The organism is Peribacillus sp. TH14 (assembly GCF_016651145.1).
GTDB lineage: Bacteria > Bacillota > Bacilli > Bacillales > DSM-1321 > Peribacillus > Peribacillus butanolivorans.
In genome coordinates this window covers 1,318,504-1,339,882 of the sequence record NZ_JAEKEK010000001.1, presented here as the reverse complement: position 1 = coordinate 1,339,882, position 21,379 = coordinate 1,318,504, and the positions used below count along the sequence as shown (strand labels likewise).

Here is a 21,379-nt window from a genome sequence, read left to right as displayed (position 1 = left end):
GATGAAAAAATTTCTAATGGTAGTGGGCATTTTGTTTTTGCTAGGAGTAGTAGGAGTCTTCGCGCTTACTAATATTGACTTCAACCGTATGAATGCCAGCAATTATTATTTACAAATTACAGAGGATGGGGAAGAGCATGAAACCAAACTGGATGATGGTACAGTGATGACCTCCTACTCTTATAAACTGGACGCTACTAATGCTGATGGTGAAACAATTCCACTAGAATTCACTGCACAAAAAAATCTTCGGAAAGATGCCTACTTGAAGATGTACGTAAAAAATGGTGATGAAGTATCGTCATATGATGAAGTGAAATTTGAGGAAATTCCGGAAAAGGCACAAAAAAAATAAAATATGAAAGAAGGGCTGTCTCCAAATAAGTAAGTGGAGTACAGCCCTTTTCTCTGCCTGTTAAGAAAAATATAATTAGCATTATAAAAGAATAGTAATGGTGGTGCCCTTATTTTCAACGCTAGTCAAATCGATTTTCCCATTATGGGCTAGAATAATATCCCTTGCAATCGCCATACCTAAACCAGTTCCATGTGTACTGGTAGTATTCGTGCCTCGGTAGTAGCGTTCAAAAACCTGTTCTAAATCTTTAGAGGGGATACCACGGCCATTATCGGCAATGGTAATTTGGGTATGAAAGATTGAAGCTGTGGATATGTTGCTTGACTTTTGCTCTTGTCCACCCAGTAGATAAATATTATCAATTCGAATATTCACAACGACATTTTCATCGTTATGCACAAGTGCGTTGTAGATAAAATTAAAAATCGCCCTTTTCAGTAATTTTTTATCCACTTTATGCATGGCTTTGTCCACATTTGCCTCAAATTCAACCTGTCGATCCCCAAATGATGAATCATTTAAAAGCTCAATCGTCATTTCACGAATAAACCCAACAATATTTACATCTTCAAATTGTAACGGGAGTTGTTGATTGCGCAAACGCATCGTTAAATTGAGGTCGTCTAACAAATCTTTCATATAAATAGACTGTCTATTTATAATAGATGTATACTCATGCAATTCTTGTGGTGTTAAATCTGTGGAGCTATCTTTCATCAATTCTGCATACCCATGGATAGAAGCAAGTGGTGTCTTCATATCATGCGAAACATTGCTAATCCATTCCTCACGCATTTGGTCGATTTGATCACGTTCTTTCTCATACTGATCTAATTTCACCGAAAGTTCATTCATATTGCGAAACACATCTTCATAAACGCCTTTTGGTATGCTCATCTTCTTAAAGCGTCTCTCCCGAAGTCGCTGAATTCCTTCTATTAATAAGTTAAGTGGACTCGTTAATCTTTTACCAAATAAAAATCCAATGACTAATGCAATAATAATATCGACGATTAAAAATAATAAAAGTAAGATGTTAAAGTTTTTAAAACTTTTTCCATAATCATAGGTTATTACATAGCGACCTATTTTCTGTTCCTTAACACCTACAAAATAGCTGAAATTATGGGCTTCGCCGACAAAAACAGTCGTCTCTGCATCAATTTCTTTATACTTATACATTTGTACGATTTCAACAGGAGAATACATGGTTTGCAAATTTTGAGGTGTATAAAAGGCTGCTACTTGCTCACCCTTATTATTCAAAAATTGTATCCAGGCCTTTTTGTCTTGGAGTTTTTCTAGCCCTTCTTCATTTACCATCGGTTTGTTATCTTGCAGTTCTACATATTGTGAAAATGTTCGGCTAAAGTTTTCCGCAGATACTTCTTCTGTCCCCAAATTAGGAAAAAAGATTAAGCAGAGGAGTAAAATTGTATTTACAATCCCTACGATTACAACAATTGTCACAACGGATCCTAAAAAGCGCCGTGTCAATTTCCACTTCATTTGTCTCACCCCTTGGTATGTAATTTATAACCAAGTCCTTTAACAGTTAATAAAAACGAAGGCTTTGAAGGATCTATCTCAATTTTTTCGCGTAAACGGCGAATATGTACCATCACCGTATTATCGGAGCCAAAGAATTCATCGCCCCAAACATGTTCAAACAAAGTTTCCTTGCTCAAAATCTGATTCGAATGATGCATAAAACAACTCATCAGTCCGATTTCTTTAGCTGTGAGCTCAATCGTTTTTCCATCCTTTTTCACTTCTGTTTCATTGGCACTAAGCTCAAAAGGACCAACTTGCAAACTTTTCGGAGCTGCTTTTTCCTCTGAAAATCCAGCCCGTCTCAACTGTGCCTTCACCCGATAAGCAACTTCTTTCGGACTAAATGGTTTGGTAATATAATCATCCCCACCTATCGCCAGCCCTAAAAGTTTATCAATTTCCTCATCCTTAGCCGACATAAATAAAATTGGCACATTTGACACTTCACGAATTTGCTTGCATAAATCATAGCCTTCGCCATCAGGCAGCATAATATCTAGCAATACAAGTGCAGGATTAAACTCCTGAAACTTTGCCCAACCAGCCGCAACGGTTCCCGTCGTTACAATATTTGTAATACCTTCTTTATGTAAAACTGTCTCCATGAGACGCGCCAAATCTTCCTCATCGTCAATAATTAAAATCCACTGATCATTAGCCATTCTTCTACCTCCCAAACATCAATCTTAACCTACAGTATAGAGTACCCTGTAGCAAAAAATAAGGGGAAGGGAGAGATATTTCTGGAATAAGCGGCGTCTTAGGCATCCGTTTCATAATTTTTCATTAAAGATTATATTTAATAGCGAAGATAGGCTGCGAAACAAAGTAGAGAAAAGCACATAGGTTCCATTAAAAAAGAAAATGTACTTTCGATGAAAGGATCAGGACCTTGTTGCCATAAAACGTAGAGGCCTGATCATGGCTTGGTTTTAAATGAGGTAGTTTATGGTTGTAGGCTTATTTATTTGAGGTGGATATAGATAGTACTAAATACTGATTTGGTAAAGGTTGTATGATAAACTGTTTAAAGTATTGGTAGGTAGATAATGATATAGCTATTATGTTTTACTATGCAATTAAGTCTAGGTCTTCGATAATATTCTTTCTAGACCAAAATCATTTTCTATCAAAGATCATTAGAAAAAGTATGCAGCAAATGTGAAAGAATAAAAGGAGAAAAAAATAATGGAAACAAAAAAGGTGTTGCCTGTTCTTTTTTTAGTCATGTTTTTAGTGATGGTCGGCTTTGGGATTATTATTCCCGTAATGCCGTTCCTAGCTGAAAAGGTGGGTGGCAGTCCGACAGAGCTTGGTCTTTTAATGGCTGTCTATTCGTTAATGCAATTATTATTTGCCCCAATGTGGGGACGTATCTCAGACCGAATAGGTCGTAAGCCTGTTATGATGATTGGAATCGCAGGATTAGCGCTTTCTTTTTTCATCATGGCGACAGCAGATTCTTTATGGGTTTTATTCGTAGCTAGAATTGTTGGTGGGGTTTTATCCTCTGCTAACATGCCAACTGCAATGGCGTATGTAGCTGATATTACGACGCCAGAGGACCGGGGGAAAGGGATGGGGATCATTGGTGCTGCTACAGGACTTGGCTTCATCTTTGGTCCGGCAATTGGAGGTATCTTCTCAAAATCAAGTTTGAATTTACCTTTTTATATTGCTGGAATTTCATCTTTAATTACTCTAATTTTAGTGTTTATAATACTGAAAGAATCACTTACAGTAGAAAAAAGATCTCAGCATTCGAAAAATAAAGAATCAATGTGGAAAGCCTTTAATGGACCTCTGAGTATTATGTTTATTCTACAATTGATTATCACACTTTCGATGGCTGGACTCGAAACGACTTTCGCCTATTTCGCAGCTCAAAAGGCTAATATAAGCCTTGTACAATTAGGCTATATCTTTATGATCATGGGATTTGGCACTGCGATTGTTCAAGGTGGATTAGTGGGAAGGATGACCAAGAAATATGGGGAAGGAGCGGTCATCCGAATCGGGATTATCGTATCGGCCATTGGATTTATTCTAATACTGTTCTCTAATAATTTCTGGACATCTGCAGTTTTCTTAACCATTTTCGGATTAGGGAATGGTTTCATCCGGCCGGCCATTTCGGCACTGTTGACCAAAAATTCTACAACTGGACATGGCAGTGTTACTGGCTTACTTTCTTCATTTGACTCATTCGGTAGAATTGCTGGGCCTCCAATAGGTGGATGGTTATTTTCCATTTCGATAGATTTGCCATTTATTTCAGGAGCTATGCTTTCAGTTTTTGCATTGGTTCTTTATCAGATTTATCATGCACAGACGAAACAAGTTAAAGCATTTGTTTGATGTATGTGCAACCCTAAACAAGCCTGTAGATAACGTCCAAAGTCGGGCAAATCTACAGGTTTTTTCAATAAGTTCGTACAGTCGAAATTGAGATTATACATTTAATGTAAATGAGCAAAAAAACCCTATTTTGCAAATAGGGTTTCAGACTGTAGACAAACTCGATGAAAATCGAGTTTGTCTACAGTTTTTTTGAGGGGTTGTAAAAATTCGACGTTGATTTCCACTCCAGGCACTCGCTTTCCGCGGGCGGTCAGGGAGCCTCCTCGGCGCCTTTGCGCCTGTGGGGTCTCCCTTGGACACGCATTTCCCGCAGGAGTCTCGCACCTTCCGTTCCAATCAACTTTGTTTTAACAATTAGATATAACCACTTTTGCCTATAGTCCTTTTTGTTTTAATATAGAAGTATTAAAACTTGAGGTGATGACGATGCTTTCGAAACATAATTCTATTCAGCGAGATCAACTTGAAATGATTACTTTGGATCAACTGGTGCCAGCGAACCATTTGGTTCGTAAAATTGAGGGGGCCATTGACTTCACTTTCATTTATGACTTGGTGAAAGATATGTATTCAGAGATAGGGCGCCCAAGTATTGATCCAGTTATTTTAGTTAAATTGACATTCATTCAATATACCTTCGGTATTCGTTCGATGCGTAAAACGATTGAAGAAGTTGAAACGAATATGGCTTACCGTTGGTTTTTAGGTTACGGTTTCCATGATAAAGTACCTCACTTCTCAACGTTCGGGAAAAATTATGAGCGTCGCTTTAAAGATACAGACCTGTTTGAACGGATTTTTTATCGTATCTTAATGACAGCTTCAGAAAGAAAGTTAATAAGTGCAGAGCACGTATTCGTTGATTCAACACATGTGAAAGCCAGTGCGAATAAGCGAAAATTCGAAAAGAAAATCGTTCGTAAGGAAACACGAGCATATCAAGGACGCCTTCAAGAAGAAATAAATCAAGATCGTGAAAACAATGGAAAGAAGCCTTTTCCACCGGATAAATTTGATAAAGAAGAAACCAAAGAAATTAAAGAAAGTACAACTGACCCTGAGAGTGGCTACTATGTAAAAGATGAACGAACAAAACAGTTTGCCTATTCATTTCATGCGGCTGCGGACCGCAACGGTTTTGTGCTGGGGACGATTGTAACACCGGGAAATACGCATGATAGTCATATCTTAGAGCCTCTTGTTGAACAAGTGATTGAGAAAGTTGGAAAACCTGAAGCTGTTGCCGCAGATGTAGCTTACAAAACACCAGCCATTACAAGCTACCTTTTTGGGAAAGAAATCACACCAGCTTTACCCTATACACGTCCACGAACAAAAGAAGGGTTCTTTCGCAAGCATGACTATGTTTACGATGAACATTTTGATTGTTATCTCTGCCCATCGGGCGAGATTTTAAAGTACTCAACAACAAATAAAGAGGGCTATCGCGAGTACAAATCACCCAAACACACTTGTGCGACATGCTCATTTTTATCACAGTGTACAGTAAGCAAAGACCATCAAAAAGTGGTGACACGCCATATCTGGCAAAATTATATGGAAGAAGCAGATCATCTGCGTCATCACAAGGATGTAAAACCTATATATGCGAAACGTAAAGAAACAATAGAGCGTGTATTCGCAGATGCAAAAGAAAAGCATGGTATGCGTTGGACTACTTTAAGGGGACTTAAAAAATTGTCGATGCAGGCGATGCTTACTTTCGCTGCCATGAATTTAAAGAAGATAGCCAATTGGGCATGGCAAGGTCCAAGAATGGCTTAATAAAGTGGGCTCGTAGAGGCCCAATCTCTTAATCTTGAGCAAAATTCAAAGGGAATTTCAAAAGGGGTCCGGAATTAAAACATTCCGAACCCCTTTTGTCTACAAACTGAAACCCTATTTTGCAAATAGGGTTTTTCTATTCTACTTAATATAAGCGCCTTTTTATTGAATCATATTCAAAAAACGGCGTGTACGCTCTTCTTTAGGGTTTGTGAAAATTTGTTCGGGGGTCCCTCGTTCCATAATTTTTCCTTCATCCATAAAGATAACTTCGTCTGCTACATCACGAGCGAAACGCATTTCATGTGTCACAACAACCATTGTCATTCTTTCTTCTTTCGCTAGGTCTTTCATTACTTGTAAGACGTCACCAACTAGTTCAGGATCAAGAGCAGAGGTTGGCTCGTCAAACAGCATTACTTTTGGCTCCATGGCCAGTGCCCTTGCAATTCCCACGCGCTGTTGCTGGCCACCGGACAACTGGAACGGATAAAAATCAACTTTGTCACCTAACCCCACTTTTGTAAGCAATGCCTTGGCTGTTTCTTTCGCTTTTTGTTTTGGAATGTTCTTTACGATAATGGGACCTTCCATTACGTTTTCTACTGCTGTTTTGTGTGGGAAGAGGTTATAGTTTTGAAATACCATTCCTGTCAAACTGCGAAAAGAAGTAATGGATCTTTTACTAACAGGCTTTTTAAACTCCATTAATTTCTGATCAATTTCAATCGTCCCGTCTGTAGGCACCTCAAGGAGATTTAAACACCGAAGAAAGGTTGTTTTACCTGAACCTGAAGGACCGATTAATACAATGACTTTTCCTTGCTCCACTTCCAAATCAATACCTTTTAATACTTCAAGGTCACCAAATGATTTATGAAGATTCTTAATGTTAATCATTTTAAAATCTCCTTTTAATACTGCAGCTCTTATTTTGCTACATAACGATTAAGTCTGTCCTCGATATTTCCTTGAATGAAAGATAAAATAGTGCACAAAATCCAATATAAAGCAGCTGCTTCGATGTAAAGTAATAGAAATTCATAGTTTTTTGCAGCAATTTCTTGAGCTTTACGGAACATCTCTGCTACAAGAATTAGTGATGCAAGCGATGTATCCTTTAAAAGGCTAATAAAAGTGTTTGATAATGGGGGAATGGATACTCGAGCTGCTTGCGGTAAAACAATTCGCTTTAATGCTTGGGTATATGTCATACCAATTGAATAACCTGCTTCCCATTGTCCTTTTGGTATTGATAGAATAGCAGCCCTTATAATTTCTGATGCATAAGCTCCGACGCTTAGAGAAAATCCTATAATAGCCGATATGAAAGGATTAATCGTTATACCTAAGTTTGGCAGCCCGTAGAAAATAATAAATAATTGCACAAGTAATGGTGTCCCGCGGATGATTGACACATATACACGCGCAATTATTTGTAAAATTTTTATAGAAGATAATCGAGCTAAGGCTGTTAGTACAGCGAGAATAAGGCCAAGAACAAATGAAATTAATGTTAGTGGAATTGTATTTTTAATAGCTCCCTCTACCATAGGATAGAGGGAGGTTTGAGCGATAGAAACAAGTTGGTTCATACGCTCTGGGTCAGAGAAAATATTACTTAGGAGAAACATCTTCACCAAACCATTTTTCGGAGATTTTTGCATACGTACCATCGTCATTCATATCTTTTAGTGCTTTGTTTACTTCTTCCACTAACTTGCCGCTGTCTTTTCTAAACATTAACCCACTAGCTACACCGTTTTCTTCCTCATCAGCCACTTTGATAGGTGCATCGGGGTGCTGTTTTTTATAATCAAGGTAAGATAATTTATCATTTATCGTTGCATCTACACGTTTAGAACCAATAAGCTGTACAGCTTGAGAAAATCCTTCAATACCGGTAACTTCAGCACCATGGGATTTTGCTATATCATTGTAGTTACTTGTTAAAGATTGTGCAGATTTCTTCCCTTTTAAGTCATCGAATGATTTAATATCTGAATTGTCTTTGTGAACAAGTAATACTGCTCCTGATTGAATATATGGGTCAGAGAAATCGTATTTCTTTTGACGGTCTTCATCAATTCCAACTTGGTTTGCGATCATATCAAAACGTTTAGCATCTAATCCTGCAAACATACCGTCCCATTGTGTTTCTTTAAACTCTGCTTTCACACCAAGCCGCTTTGCTACTTCCTTAGAAATTTCAACATCAAACCCAGTTAGTTTGTCTGAATCATCGTGGAATGTGAAAGGAGGGTATGTACCTTCTGTTCCAACTGTTAACACGCCATCTTTTTTGACTTTATCATATAGACTTTCTTGTGAAGAAGATTTATTGTCGGTATTATTTGCCTCATTTTTTGTATTTGAACCACAAGCCGTAAGTACAATTGTGAAAGCTAACAATAGCGATAAAAGAGCAATCGATTTTTTCATTTGATAAACCTCCTAGTAATCTGATAGGGATTGATACTCTGTGATACTAAATTAGAAAGGGCAAAAAGTCAATAGAAACAACTTATATCATTAGTGTTAATGTTTCTTTGCGAATTATACAGATTTTAAGGGATTGAAGTGAATTAGTACTCATAACGAAGAGCTTGTTCTTTTCTACAACTTTTCATTTCTAATATCAACCATTTCGTAAAAATGATGCCTACATAGATTTTCTTTTTATCCTTGAGAACGTTTGTCCTAATTATTCTCAAGATAATTGGAGGGGTCTACCTATCCTTTCTACTTATATGGCATCTGTTCTGATACCGAACTCGCACGTGAGTTTCAAGGTTTTTTTGTCTGGAGGAGACTAAGGAGATTAGAAACGATGGATTTAGAACTTTCCAGAACATAAAGACTCCCATCCACCTTTAGAACTAAGCAGGGGATGGGAGTGTTATTTCTGGATTTGAACCGCCCGAAACTATTGCAGCATCTTTATTATTGGCTTAGTGATTGTCATGTGTTCTTTCCTCTACGCTTACGAAGATAGGGTTCGAATAGAACCAAAGGTCTTTATAGTTACGGTTATTGATCTCGGCAAAACGTGATTCGTTATCCTCAATATCAGTCTTTGAATCGATCAGCGGCTCACCGTTGCTCGTTTCTCCAGAGACATTTTCTCCCAGATTCGTACCTCTCAAACGGAAATATTGGTCCTTACTCGCTTTGACTTTGTAAGTGATAATATGGTAACCGTCGCCATCAGTTTTCCAGTCTTTGCTTGTAAAGCGTTTAACTACTTTTGTCGTATCATTGGTGTCTTTACTGTAAGCAGGTGTTCCAGGCACAGCTTTCCCAGTTACATCACCGGAAATTAAATCCACGTGATCCACTTTAACCGAATCGCCGTTGTTGTTCTTTTTAGGGCTCTTAAATCGGATTGTAATTTTGACCATTTGTCCTTCCTTCACTTTAAGGTCCCCGCCCATATCTACCTTGCTGCTGCCGCCTTTAGCTTGGAAATCAAGTGCGTTAATCAAGTCACCAAAAACAGAGAATGATTTCCCCGACCGCATGCCGTCCAAGACGGATTGCATTGTGGAACCATTCACCCAAGTGTAATTTTTGGAATATTCGCCAGGCCAGTATCCGCTTGAGTAAAGTCGGTTTTCACTGATTTCGAAATGGGAGTCCGAATTGGAAAAGTTCCAGAACTGACGTCCTTCTCCAAGAAGCGCATCCCATGCACCGCCTACCTTAGCAAGCATGTAATCGGAACCGCCGTAAGTTCTGTTTTCAGGCGTTGTCAGGTTTAAGCCGCCTCTGTCAGGCTCCATCTGGTTTCCGGGCATGCCTTCAAATCCGAACAAGACATCCGGTGCGATATTGTTGAAGTCGCGGAAATCAGATATGGTGTACACCTTTTTTCTCGAAGGGTGATTCAGGATGGCATAACTTGTATTCTTATAATTCTTCTCAAGCCATGCCAAGGCTGTTCGAGCATCCTGGGGTGTCTTATTGGCTCTTTGATCCTGTGCTTTCCAGATGGCTACATCCGTTGAATTGAACATCTTTTCATCCTGGTTGGTAAACAAATACTCGAATTGATTGCCAGCTTTTAAACTTTTCGATGAACCTGCCTGATCTCCCAAAATTCCTATGCCGACATGCTCGTATGTAGGCATGTCCCATTCGAACCCCGAAAAGATAATTTTATTTTTATATTTGCCCTTTTTCTGCAGTTGTTTCATTTTCGGAGCTTGATATTGAATGATTCCCTGAGACAGCGGAATCGGACCGCCTGGAACCAATTGTCCTTCATCATCCCGTGAAGACATTCTCAAATGGTCGGAAATACCCATCCAATCCATACCATACTTGTCAAATGAGTTGTTGAGCACGTTTTCAAGGGTCTGAGACCCCTCTGCATCGTCGGACTGAGTGGTATGGGCATGATATTCCCCTTTCATCCATCTGCCTCCAGAATTTGTCTGGTTGTTTTCTTCTGCATCTTTTGCAGCGACCGGCAGACTTTGAGAAAAGATGGCTAAGCTGAGAGCCAATACCGTGAATGATTTGAACTTATTTAACATCTTTCTGATACCTCCGAAATATTGAAATAATATTGAACAAGCCAATTTTATTGTAAAAGTATTAAGTAGCTATTTGGGGAGAGTATGGTTTTTGTAAATGAAGAGGGGGAATTTCTGGAATAATCTTTGTGGATTTCTATTCGAGAACCTATAGAAAAACCCCTGTGTTTATTGACGAAAAAAGGGGAAAGCTCTTTAGCAGAGCCTCAAGTTGTCGCGAAACCTTCGACAGCCTTTATATTTATCTTCATTCTTTTATCCATCACGTTAAATTAAAAAGAGTATACTCCTACCATTTAATGTAATTGGGTGATATAATTTTTGTGAATAAATTCACAAAAATAGAAATATCTAGTTAAAGTATTAGCTATTAACTCTTGAAAGAAAGCGTGTTGGTTATATGAAGAAGAAAGTAGTTTTGGCTGGCGGGACTGGGTTTGTCGGTAAATACTTTGAAAATCATTTCATGAGTTTAGGATATGAGGTAAGAATAATCTCAAGACAATCTCCACATATAAGTTGGAGTAATAACGAAGGGATAAGAGAATCAATTGAGAATTCTGATATGCTAATCAACTTGGCAGGGAAAACAGTTAACTGTCGCTACAATGCTAAGAATAAGGAAGAAATCTTACAGTCACGAACTGAAACTACTAAAATACTCGGAAATGCGATTAAACAATGTGAAAATCCTCCTTCATTATGGATAAACTCAAGTACGGCGACTATTTATAGGCATGCTGAAGATAATCCAATGACAGAGGATGACGGTATCATTGGCTCAGGTTTCTCGGTTCATGTGGCCAAAGAGTGGGAGCGTTCATTTTTTGAATTTCAATTACCTGAGACAAGACAAATTGCTTTAAGAATTGCGATTGTGTTGGGCGATGATGGTGGGGTAATGACTCCTTATAAAAATTTAGTTAAATTTGGTCTAGGCGGTCATCAAGGATCGGGAAATCAAAAGTTCAGTTGGATACATATAGATGATTTATTTAACATTGTCCTTTTTCTTAGAAAGAACGAGGAGTTGAGCGGAGTATTCAATTGTTCTTCGCCTCACCCAGTTACAAATCGCGAGTTCATGGCTTACCTGAGAAAAGCCATGAATAGAAAGATAGGATTACCATGCCCGAGACCCATGCTTGAAATGGGAGCTTTCTTTATGAGAACCGAAACTGAATTAATCTTAAAGAGTCGCTGGGTTATTCCTGAAAGATTGGTAAGGGAGGGTTACGAGTTTAAATTTGATAAACTCGATGCAGCCCTTCAACAAATACTCAAGAGTTCTAAATAAGGGTAGAGTGATTTGCTATAATAATAGATAAAAAGATTATTGATGAAGGGGAATCCGTATTATGAATATTACTCCATCTGAAAAAGTCGGAAGATTCACAACTGGAATTTTTTCGGAGTTGGCGACTCGTAAGCAGGATGCGATGAAGCGCGGGATAGATGTTATCGATTTGAGCGTTGGTAGTCCTGATTTGCCACCGCCTGCATTTGTAGTGGATACGCTGGTCAAATATGCACAGGATACAAACTCATACGGTTATACGTTAAAAGGTACAACTGAATTCCATAAGGCTGTTTGCTATTTTTATCGGCAGCGTTACGGGGTAGAGCTTGATTCAGATAAAGAGGTCCTTCAACTGATGGGCTCACAAGATGGGCTTGCACACTTGGCAACAGCGATGATTAATCCGGGCGATTATGTGTTAGTACCAGATCCGGGATATCCAATTTACGAAGCAAGTGTAAAACTCGCGGGAGGTAACATTTATCCGATGCCACTTACTGCCGAGAATAAATTTCTGCCACAGCTCAATCAAATCCCAGTGGAAATATTGAACAAAACGAAAATGATGATCATCAGTTACCCTGGAAATCCAGTCACTGCACTTGCTGATGAAGCTTTTTTTTCAGAGGTTATTTCGTTTGCTAAAAAGAATGAGATTCTGGTTGTTCACGATTTTGCTTACTCTGAGTTAATTTTTGATGACCATCCTCCGATTAGCTTTATGTCTATTCCGGGAGCTAAGGAGGTTGGGATTGAATTTAATTCGCTATCGAAAACGTTCAATATGGCAGGCTGTCGTATTGGATATGTGGTCGGTAATCATGATGCGTTACATATCTTAGGTACATTGAAATCACACATCGATTATGGAGTTTTTTATCCGATTCAAAAAGCTGCAGAAATGGCGCTTACATCCAACCTTTCGCTGCTGTCCGATCAGGTTAAGGAATACGAGGCCCGTCGGGATGCCTTGATAACAGGTCTTGCAAAAGGAGGATGGCATGTACCTAAATCCTCAGCTACCATGTTTATTTGGGCTCAGATTCCTGCTGGTTGGAAGTCACGCGATTTTGCTTATGAATTGATAGAAAAAGCGGGGGTTACGGTTGTCCCTGGGGATGCTTTTGGAGAACAAGGCGAAGGGTATGTTCGAATGGCATTGGTCCAACCGGCTGAGAGATTGACAGAAGCTGCAGAAAAGGTTCAATTGTTCCTGGAAGAATATCAAAAAGTGGTTCAGGATTGAATATGAAAAGTAAACGGAAAGAGTGCGGAGGGTAAGCCGCACTCTTTCTTTGCAGGTCCTTCTCATTCAATTCTTTTTTGCGACTTTATTCAAAATGAAATAGGCTGATATAGCAGATAAAACAGCAATTATTAATGTAGGTATTTGTGAACTTTGAACAAAAATTACTTCTTGAGAAAGTGTATTACTCATGCCCAATGACTCTGAAAAATCAGGGGTATATGTAGCAGTTAGAAATAGACCAGATGAAATTTGCAATAAGGTAAATAACAATAAGAAACTAATAGTGAAAATTAGATACTTTTTCATTTTACACCTCCTCATTTAATTACGAGTATAGCGTACAAAAGTTTCGATTAATTTTACACTTTTCTGGAAAATGTGAAATGGTGCATTTTTATTAGATTGCTAAAGCCATTCGTTAGGTTCTTAGCTTGTGTCTATAAAGTCCTCATCAAACTCTTCGAAACGTTTAAATCCTTTAGCTTTATAGTAATTTTCTCCGACTTAGTTTCCTATTTCAACATCGGCAATAACTTGCGATAACCCTTGTAATTCTTGGATTAACTTCTGTAAAAGCTTTGTACGAATTCCCTTTCCTTATGATATTTTATTCACTTATTCTTACTCTATCTAGTGGGATGAAATCCTGCGAATAAGCAAGCATTCGTAAGAAATACTTAATTAACTGAGGGAGTTCAACAAGAAGAATGCAAAAAAGACCGCCTATACTGGCGATCTTTCGAATTTACGTATTAAAAAACTAAGCAGCATTTTTTATCTCTCTTGTTTTTTTAGCAAATAGTTTTTCTTTAAGAGTTGGCATAATCAAACCATCTACCCCATACCTTCCCGCATTAATAGCAGAAACTAGGATAAACATTGACAATAAAACAAGTTGTGGGTTTGTACTTGTAGTACCACTAAACATATAAGAAAAGTTCATCGCTATTCCAAAAAACACTGCTGTTTTTGTAAAATAACCGATTAATAAACCTACACCTACAAATAGTTCTCCCCAAGGTACTAAGAGGTTAAATACCTCTATATTAGGAATCGCTATATTTTTTAGAAATACCACCCACCATTCTTGAACAGCCGGGTGTTCTCCTGTTGAGTTAGCTAGAGCACCCTGTAAAAAGCCAGAAGCATCAAACTGTCCACTTGCTATCTTCCCCCAACCAGCCATAATCCACGTATATCCGATATATACACGTAATACAGCTAAGAGTATAGAAATGTTTTTGTTTTGTCTTAGAGCATCAATCATCATGTTTTCCTCCAGTATTTCAAAATAATAAGTACTAAGGAATATAACAACATCATCGAAAATGATTTACATTATCAATTATATTAAAAATGTATTAAGAATATATAATGAACCTCCTTCTACAATCGGAAGTAAATCTGAGGATTCAGTAAGACTCTTCGGTTATTCAAAAATGCTATTGATCCAATTGTTGAAGTTAGTCTCAGTAGACAGCAATTTATTGGAGTTCTCTATTTGAAATTACCATCAGACGATTCCAATTTCGAAGCTAGCTAATATTATTGTTATTTAACCACTCAATCCCGAAAAACAACGCTATTATGTGAATAATAAACCACCTTACAAAAATATGACAAAATTGTAAGATGTGAACCTTAAACTGTTAGGTTAATCGATGGCGATTTATCTCTCCCTCTTTTAAGATTTAAGAAAAAGAGGAAAAAAAGGTGGTATGAAATGAGTTTTTTAGAACTGAATATGAATTTATTTAGAATGATTAATGACTTAGGGAAACAATACACATACTTAAATCCTGCTATGATTTTTATTGCCGAGTATATGGTATTTTTCTTAGCTTTTGGTGTTATTGTAATTTGGTTTACTCAAAATAAAAAGAGTAGAATGATGGTTTTTTGTGCAACCATTACTTTTGTATTTGCTGAAATAATCGGGAAGATAGCAGGGGAATTTCATTCCAATAATCAACCATTCGCTGAGTTGACAAATGTTAATAAATTAATTGAAAAAGCAGTTGATAATTCTTTTCCAAGCGACCATACAATATTGTTTTTCTCATTTTGTGTATCCTTTTGGATATTCAAAAGAGGATGGTGGTTTTTATGGATCATACCGGCTTTCCTTGTTGGTTTTTCTCGTATTTGGGTCGGTGTCCACTATCCAGCAGATATTCTAGCAGGAGCTATTATAAGCATCATTTCAGGCTCAATTGTTTACCTTATTGTTCCTAAGTTACGCTTGACTCTGAAATTATTAGGGGTTTATGAGAAATGCGAACAATTGGTTATATCTCCTTTAACTAAATCGAAGGGGAAAAAATCAAAGGATTTTTAAGAAATAATAGCATTGAAAATTTTAAATTTATGAATAACTTTCAACTAACAGGTGCTTTACTTCAATAAGAGAGTTGCTTCGGCAGCTCTTTTTCTTATGTCACGAACAGGGCAGGTTAGTGAAAGGTGATATTATAAATATAGATGAGATTTTTTAGTAAAGGAGATTTATTATTTTGGAAGCAAAATGTATTAAGTTCTATGAATTCGGAAGCCCGCAAAGCGTATTGAAAGTTGAAAGTAAAAACATTCAACGACCTGCTAATGGAGAAATCCTTGTGCGTATGAAAGTTCGCCCTATTAACCCATCTGACTTGCTACCAATTCGTGGGGTATATTCTCATCGAATCCCTTTACCTTCCATTCCTGGCTACGAAGGGTTCGGTATTGTAGAAGAGGTGGGTCCTTCAGTTTCTCAAGAACTAATAGGTAGGCGTGTTCTGCCTCTGCGTGGTGAAGGAACTTGGCAAGAATATGTTAGAACATCTGCGGAGTTGGCAGTTCCTATACCTCGTTCCATTGAGGATTATATTGCAGCACAATTATATATAAATCCGATAACAGCTTGGCTTACTTGTACAGAAGTATTAGCATTGAAACCGGATGATGTATTAATCGTGAATGCTTGCGGATCTTCTATTGGTCGTATCTTTACTCAGTTATCCAAAATTCTTGGTTTTCAGTTGATTGCTGTAACAAGAAACAATAAATATACGGAAGAACTACTTAAACTTGGAGCTTCTTATGTAATCAATACTTCGGATAGATCATTACATAATACCGTGATGGAATTAACGAATGGGCGTGGAGCAAACGCTGCTATTGATTCTGTGGGTGGAACAGATGGTTCAGAGTTAGCTTTTTGTGTTCAACCAAATGGAATGTTATTAACTATCGGGCTTTTATCAGGAAAGCCTGTAAATTGGGCGGAAATTTCAAATAGGACAAAAGTGAATGTTAAAATGTTTCATCTTCGGCATTGGAATCAACAGGTATCAGTACAAACTTGGCAAGAAACTTTTAACCTTTTGATAAATTTTATAAACGATAAAAAGTTGAGGTTTATGATGCCAGACTCTCACTATGGCCTACAGGAAGTACAGGAAGCTATTCGTGTAACAGAATCCCCTATGAGTAATAGAGGGAAGATTTTTTTATCCAGTTAGCTACTAATTTTTCTTCTTCAACTATAAATCAGGCAGTTTTTAATAATAAGATCGTTTTTTTGAAAAAATAGTGGGATTGTTCTTTGAGAAAAGGAAAAAAGAAGTTTTACTTTTAGTTTTCTATTTCGTAATATTTATTTAAAGTACAGTCGGGTGCGTACGTTCATTAAGAAGTATGGAAAAGGTATTAATAAAAGTATCATTTGATTAAATAAGTTAAGAGCATGTTTTGACCAGTCTTTTTTCAAAACATGCTTTTTCTTTTGTACGTTTATAAAGGTTAATAGTAATGAAATTATCAAACTTTATTTCAAACCTACTATTATTATCTGCTTTATCTATCTTTCTCTCATTTGCCTATAAAATGCGCATTGTTATAGATTACTTTCTGTTATCAATTTTTCTTTAAATTATAAGTAAGGAAATCAAAGTATAAAGCGATATATTAATTTCATAGGATTCCCGAACGCTAGAAGGACAAGCTACATAAAATATAGCAAGTCCGTACTATTTTATGAACTGAAGTGGGCTTAATATAAATAAGGGGCATAGCAATGATCAACTGGAAAGTGCGTTTTAAAAATCCGACGTTTATTTTTACAGTTCTTCTCCCTGGGCTTTTAATATTAACGCAAATGGTTGCAGCGTTCATTAATAACTTTATCCACCCGATTGGTTTTACCATTACCGATGATGCGCTGAATGGGGCGATGGGGATTATTAACTTTATTGCGCTTACATTCTTTGGGGTCGGCGGTGTGGTTGATCATACTACTAAAGGTCTAAGCGACAGTGATGAGGCTCGAAAATATGAGGAACCTAAGTAATTGGACGAACCTTTTTCTACTAAAAATGTAGAAGAAACCAGATGCCACCGTTTATTTTATGTAACGGAACATGTGGTTTTTTTGTTTTTAATCATTTCCCGCCAGAAGACTCCCTCTTCAAGCGTTTGAAGGGCGAGAGCCCAACGGTAAGGGGGAGATGAATGGCGGTTGGCATAAGCCAAAGTAATCTTTTGACAAACGTACGTTCGGTGGTTAATAATAACTATAAGGGGGTGAAACCAATGGTCGTAAACAAAGCTTATAAATTTCGAATCTATCCAACTAAAGAACAACTTGTTCTAATCAATAAAACGATCGGCTGCTCCCGTTTTGTCTATAACTTCTTTTTAGGCAAACAAAAGGAGAAAGATGCCTGCTGGTATATTTGTGAAGAAATGAAGCAGAACGGCCAATTACCCTCTAATGAATGGAAAGGTTCTTTTCTGAATAAATACGCAACAATCAAAGAACTTCCAGCTTTAAAGAAAGAGTATTCTTTCCTGAAAGAAGTAGACAGTATTGCCTTACAGAAATCGGTGGAAAATTTAGCAGATTCCTATAGTCGATATTATAAAAAGCAAAACAAGTCACCACGCTTCAAATCGAAAAAGAATCCTATCCAGTCCTATACGACTAAACATACGAATGGGAATATTGGAATTGTTGGAAACAAAATCAAATTGCCAAAACTCGGTCTAGTTCGTTTTGCTAAAAGCCGCGAAGTCGAAGGGCGAATCATCAATGCCACAATCAGGCGGAACCCTTCGGGTAAATATTTCATTTCCATTTTAGCGGAAACCCATGTACAAGTACTTTCTAAAACGAATCGATCGTGCGGTGTAGATGTTGGTTTGAAGAATTTTGCTATTCTTTCAGATGGTACGGTCTATCAAAATCCAAAATTCTTCCGGACGGTCGAAAAGAAATTGGCCAAAGCACAACGGATTCTTTCAAGGCGACAAGAAATAGCCTTGAATCAAAATAAACCATTGGCTGAAGCTAAAAACTATCAAAAACAAAAACGAAAAGTGGCTATCCTACACGAAAAAATTTCAAATGCCCGAATGGATTACTTACATAAAGTTTCTACCGAAATCATCAAAAACCACGATGTTATTGGAATGGAAGACTTGCAAGTGTCAAATATGATGAAAAATTACAAACTAGCTAAAGCTATTAGTGAAGTATCTTGGTACCAATTCAAAAAAATGTTGGAATACAAAGCAAACTGGTATGGTAAACAAATCGTGACCGTATCTAAAACGTTTGCTTCTAGCCAATTGTGTTCTAGCTGGGGTTACCAAAATAAAGACGTTAAACAACTGAATCTTCGTAAATGGGACTGTCCTTTTTGTTCTACTCACCACGATCGAGATATTAACGCAGGACTCAATCTAATGAATGAAGCCATAAGGCTTCTAACCGTAGGAACTACGGGAGTAGCCTAATTAAAAATTGGCCGATAGGCTAATGTTCTTAGGAATCCCCCACTTCAATCAGACCGTAAGGTCGATAAGTGGGGGGGAGTTCAAATAGAGAATTTATGGTGAATAACGAAGATGGTAGAGATAAAAAAGGATTTTAGGAATCAAATCAAAACTTCATCATATATTTAAAATTGTGTTTCACTTACAGATTGGGGAGGAAAAAGAATGAGTCTTAGTTTACCAGTTTCAAAATGGCTTGTAGCAATTGTTTCACTTGTAGCATTGGTTGCAGCATTTATTTTCGGTCCAGCTAATGCATCAGCATCAATCAACTATGGCGATGAAGTTGCCGCCTTAGCGGAGAAGCAGGTGGGGAGCCCATATAAATATGGAGGGACGACACCAAAAGGATTCGATGCAAGCGGGCTTACTCAGTATGTTTATAAAAATGCAGCGACAGAAATGAAAATTCCAAGAACAAGTGCAGAACAGTATAAAACCGGTAAAGCCGTGAAGCAAAAAGACTTAAAAACAGGAGACTTAGTGTTCTATGCAACTGGCACGAAAGGAAAAGTCTCATTTGTGGGCATCTATAATGGAAAAGGTACTTTTGTGGGAACCACAACAAAAGGTGTAAAGGTAGTTAAAATGAGCGACAAGTATTGGAAAGATCGATATATTGGGGCTAAACGGGTCATTAAGTAAAAGCTCTGATATTCATAACGGATACTTTATAATATGACTAGCAAAAAAGAGCATCGAAAATCTGATGCTCTTTTTGCTAGCCTAGGATAGTTGGAAAACACTTACTCAATGATAATATCTGTTAATACAACATGACCATTTCTAACCTTTACTATAGCAACTGAAGGTTTAGCCAAAGCGTCTGTTTCCATTTCCTTAGCCTTTTCTTCGGATGCATAATAATTGTCTAGGCCGTATCTAATCTGAACAGTTGTAGCTCTTTTTAAGTCATAAGGAATTTCTAATTCTCCTTTTAGATAAACACCTTTGCTGGGTTTTTCTTTCGTTACTAAATCGACTTTATATAGACCATCACTGCTTTGTTTTAGTCGTACATATACCTTTTTATAATCACCCATATTTCTTGTTTTAAACTCAGAAATAACAGAGTCATCAAGTTGTGAAGGCTTAACGGTCTCTATTTCGTAATTCAGAGCCACATAGCTGCCCCGGAACAGGTCCGTCGGGTCGACTGGGGCGGTTTTGATTTTGATTTCCTCTCCGGTCATGGTAGTCCAGACGGGAGGAATCGCCAAGACTAAAAGAATCAAGATTGGAATGGAAAATACGATGAGCGGTCGGAAGAATAGATTATTCTTCATTGAAATCGCCTCCTTTTTTCCGTTGGTTTTCAAAGAAGAAGCCAAAACCAATAAGCATGATGCCGCCGATTATGAATGTAAGCGATTTTGGCAGGAAGTCAAAGGAATCAATATAGTATCTGAAAATCAGTGCACATATTATCACAATGCTGGTTAAACTGCCCTTTAGAATGAGGTAAAGCAGGAAAATAAAATAAGCTATAGGGAACCATATCGAAAATTCAAAGGTAAGGAAGAGTGCGGTGATTCCATGTAAGATATGCCCTTGTATGTGGGTGGTGCTTTGTAATTTAGATGGAAATGGAAGATACGCCAGTATAATTCCCAATACAAACAGAATGGAAAGGACGATCGTATTCGACTGTTTAAAATCTAACTTCGGTACAAATTCCATTAGAAATAAGGCGATTGTATTGATGGCTAATGCGTTAATAAAAAAGCCCAAGGCCTTAGGATAATCGAATTTTTTTAATAGAACATATAAAAACGGTATAAATACAAGAATAGCAAGCGGGTAAGACGTTTCATCAAGGAATATACTTCCGTTAATATAAATGAAAAGCAGAAAGGAAGTAAAAAGAAGGATGAAGACGTCTTTTAAATAGTAACCAATGAATACTGTTCCAATGGCCCATAATAAAAAGGAACTGTTGAAATTGATGCTAATGTTAAACATCTGCTCAACTAGAAATATACCTGCTCCGAATATCAAAATTCCAACATAATGTAAACTCCGGGCTGTTTTGGGAAAGCGTTTCTGCCACTTAACACCAGCGAAGTTTACTCCAATTAGACACGCAATTATTATTAGGAATTTTACTCCCTTATTTAAATATATCCAGTTACTGGCAACGAAGGTTAATACCCCAAGACCTAAAAGAAGCGCCCCGATGGACAATAAAATAGTAATGAAACTTAAATTCTCCTTCACATCATAGGAATCTAGCATCTTTTCTTTTTCTTGCTCAGAGATAACTCCTCCTGTTTCAAGATACTTAAGTTCGTGTTCAAGAAAATCAAACTGCTTTTTCGTTATTTCTTTTTTTGCCAAAGTAATTCCTCCTTCCATATATTTCTATTATATAACTTATTCTCCGTTAGCTATTAATATATGTTAATTTTCTCTTACCC

The 21,379-nt window shown here is 37.4% G+C and carries 20 protein-coding genes; 10 read left to right on the top strand and 10 right to left on the bottom strand.

What is annotated here, in order from left to right:
* Window position 1 precedes the first annotated feature (1 nt).
* Complete coding sequence (locus JFU50_RS06710; protein ID WP_201182892.1) at window positions 2-355, top strand: YxeA family protein; 354 nt, start codon at window positions 2-4, stop codon at window positions 353-355.
* 81 nt (window positions 356-436) lie between these two features.
* Here the strand turns inward: JFU50_RS06710 and JFU50_RS06705 are convergent, their stop codons facing one another.
* Together JFU50_RS06705 and JFU50_RS06700 are read right to left on the bottom strand one after the other, a co-directional pair.
* Window positions 437-1,867 (bottom strand): sensor histidine kinase, encoded by a 1,431-nt coding sequence (locus JFU50_RS06705; protein WP_201222178.1) that lies wholly within the window; start codon window positions 1,865-1,867, stop codon window positions 437-439.
* Window positions 1,868-1,872: 5 nt separating this feature from the next.
* Window positions 1,873-2,574: a response regulator transcription factor gene (locus JFU50_RS06700; RefSeq protein ID WP_201182888.1), complete on the bottom strand. Its 702-nt coding sequence runs from the start codon at window positions 2,572-2,574 to the stop codon at window positions 1,873-1,875.
* Window positions 2,575-3,100: 526 nt separating this feature from the next.
* On the opposite strand from JFU50_RS06700, the gene JFU50_RS06695 reads away from it, so the two are divergent.
* Together JFU50_RS06695 and JFU50_RS06690 are read left to right on the top strand one after the other, a co-directional pair.
* The gene (locus JFU50_RS06695; protein ID WP_201222176.1) at window positions 3,101-4,270 is read left to right on the top strand and encodes an MFS transporter; all 1,170 of its coding nucleotides are present in this window, start codon (window positions 3,101-3,103) and stop codon (window positions 4,268-4,270) included.
* 429 nt (window positions 4,271-4,699) lie between these two features.
* Window positions 4,700-6,058, top strand: a complete 1,359-nt coding sequence (locus JFU50_RS06690) for an IS1182 family transposase (RefSeq protein WP_201222174.1) — start codon at window positions 4,700-4,702, stop codon at window positions 6,056-6,058.
* A 162-nt stretch (window positions 6,059-6,220) separates the two neighbouring features.
* Here JFU50_RS06690 and JFU50_RS06685 read toward each other — a convergent pair whose 3' ends face one another.
* The 4 genes from JFU50_RS06685 to JFU50_RS06670 form a co-directional block, all read right to left on the bottom strand.
* Complete coding sequence (locus tag JFU50_RS06685) at window positions 6,221-6,958, bottom strand: amino acid ABC transporter ATP-binding protein (RefSeq protein WP_201222172.1); 738 nt, start codon at window positions 6,956-6,958, stop codon at window positions 6,221-6,223.
* Between the two features lie 29 nt (window positions 6,959-6,987).
* Complete coding sequence (locus JFU50_RS06680; protein ID WP_201183503.1) at window positions 6,988-7,692, bottom strand: amino acid ABC transporter permease; 705 nt, start codon at window positions 7,690-7,692, stop codon at window positions 6,988-6,990.
* On the bottom strand, window positions 7,676-8,500 hold the full coding sequence (locus tag JFU50_RS06675) for an amino acid ABC transporter substrate-binding protein (RefSeq protein ID WP_053344440.1): 825 nt from the start codon (window positions 8,498-8,500) through the stop codon (window positions 7,676-7,678). Before JFU50_RS06675 ends, JFU50_RS06680 begins: the two co-directional genes overlap by 17 nt.
* 509 nt (window positions 8,501-9,009) lie before the next feature.
* The gene (locus tag JFU50_RS06670) at window positions 9,010-10,641 is read right to left on the bottom strand and encodes an S-layer protein (protein ID WP_242489032.1); all 1,632 of its coding nucleotides are present in this window, start codon (window positions 10,639-10,641) and stop codon (window positions 9,010-9,012) included.
* A gap of 355 nt (window positions 10,642-10,996) precedes the next feature.
* Here JFU50_RS06670 and JFU50_RS06665 point away from each other — a divergent pair, with 355 nt between their 5' ends.
* Both JFU50_RS06665 and JFU50_RS06660 read left to right on the top strand, forming a co-directional pair.
* Window positions 10,997-11,893, top strand: coding sequence for a TIGR01777 family oxidoreductase (locus JFU50_RS06665; RefSeq protein WP_201222170.1), 897 nt, complete (start codon window positions 10,997-10,999; stop codon window positions 11,891-11,893).
* 61 nt (window positions 11,894-11,954) lie between these two features.
* Window positions 11,955-13,142 carry an LL-diaminopimelate aminotransferase gene (locus JFU50_RS06660; RefSeq protein WP_201222168.1) on the top strand — a complete coding sequence of 396 codons (1,188 nt, stop codon included), beginning with the start codon at window positions 11,955-11,957 and terminating at the stop codon, window positions 13,140-13,142.
* Window positions 13,143-13,208: 66 nt separating this feature from the next.
* On the opposite strand, the gene JFU50_RS06655 is transcribed toward JFU50_RS06660, so the two are convergent.
* Both JFU50_RS06655 and JFU50_RS06650 read right to left on the bottom strand, forming a co-directional pair.
* Window positions 13,209-13,451 (bottom strand): hypothetical protein, encoded by a 243-nt coding sequence (locus JFU50_RS06655; protein ID WP_053344445.1) that lies wholly within the window; start codon window positions 13,449-13,451, stop codon window positions 13,209-13,211.
* 454 nt (window positions 13,452-13,905) lie between these two features.
* Window positions 13,906-14,415: a DoxX family protein gene (locus JFU50_RS06650; RefSeq protein WP_201222166.1), complete on the bottom strand. Its 510-nt coding sequence runs from the start codon at window positions 14,413-14,415 to the stop codon at window positions 13,906-13,908.
* A gap of 453 nt (window positions 14,416-14,868) precedes the next feature.
* Between JFU50_RS06650 and JFU50_RS06645 the strand changes: the two genes are divergently transcribed.
* From JFU50_RS06645 to JFU50_RS06625, 5 genes are all read left to right on the top strand, one after another.
* On the top strand, window positions 14,869-15,483 hold the full coding sequence (locus tag JFU50_RS06645) for an undecaprenyl-diphosphatase (protein ID WP_201222164.1): 615 nt from the start codon (window positions 14,869-14,871) through the stop codon (window positions 15,481-15,483).
* Window positions 15,484-15,658: 175 nt separating this feature from the next.
* Window positions 15,659-16,648, top strand: coding sequence for a zinc-dependent alcohol dehydrogenase family protein (locus JFU50_RS06640; protein WP_201222162.1), 990 nt, complete (start codon window positions 15,659-15,661; stop codon window positions 16,646-16,648).
* A 554-nt stretch (window positions 16,649-17,202) separates the two neighbouring features.
* Window positions 17,203-17,475: a phage holin gene (locus tag JFU50_RS06635; RefSeq protein ID WP_053344448.1), complete on the top strand. Its 273-nt coding sequence runs from the start codon at window positions 17,203-17,205 to the stop codon at window positions 17,473-17,475.
* Between the two features lie 242 nt (window positions 17,476-17,717).
* Window positions 17,718-18,923, top strand: a complete 1,206-nt coding sequence (gene tnpB, locus JFU50_RS06630; RefSeq protein ID WP_201222160.1) for an IS200/IS605 family element RNA-guided endonuclease TnpB — start codon at window positions 17,718-17,720, stop codon at window positions 18,921-18,923.
* 204 nt (window positions 18,924-19,127) lie between these two features.
* On the top strand, window positions 19,128-19,607 hold the full coding sequence (locus JFU50_RS06625) for a C40 family peptidase (protein ID WP_201222158.1): 480 nt from the start codon (window positions 19,128-19,130) through the stop codon (window positions 19,605-19,607).
* Between the two features lie 101 nt (window positions 19,608-19,708).
* On the opposite strand, the gene JFU50_RS06620 is transcribed toward JFU50_RS06625, so the two are convergent.
* Both JFU50_RS06620 and JFU50_RS06615 read right to left on the bottom strand, forming a co-directional pair.
* On the bottom strand, window positions 19,709-20,248 hold the full coding sequence (locus tag JFU50_RS06620) for a GDYXXLXY domain-containing protein (protein WP_201222156.1): 540 nt from the start codon (window positions 20,246-20,248) through the stop codon (window positions 19,709-19,711).
* Window positions 20,238-21,299, bottom strand: coding sequence for a DUF2157 domain-containing protein (locus JFU50_RS06615; protein WP_201222154.1), 1,062 nt, complete (start codon window positions 21,297-21,299; stop codon window positions 20,238-20,240). The genes JFU50_RS06620 and JFU50_RS06615 overlap by 11 nt, the downstream gene beginning before the upstream one ends.
* Window positions 21,300-21,379: the final 80 nt, after the last annotated feature.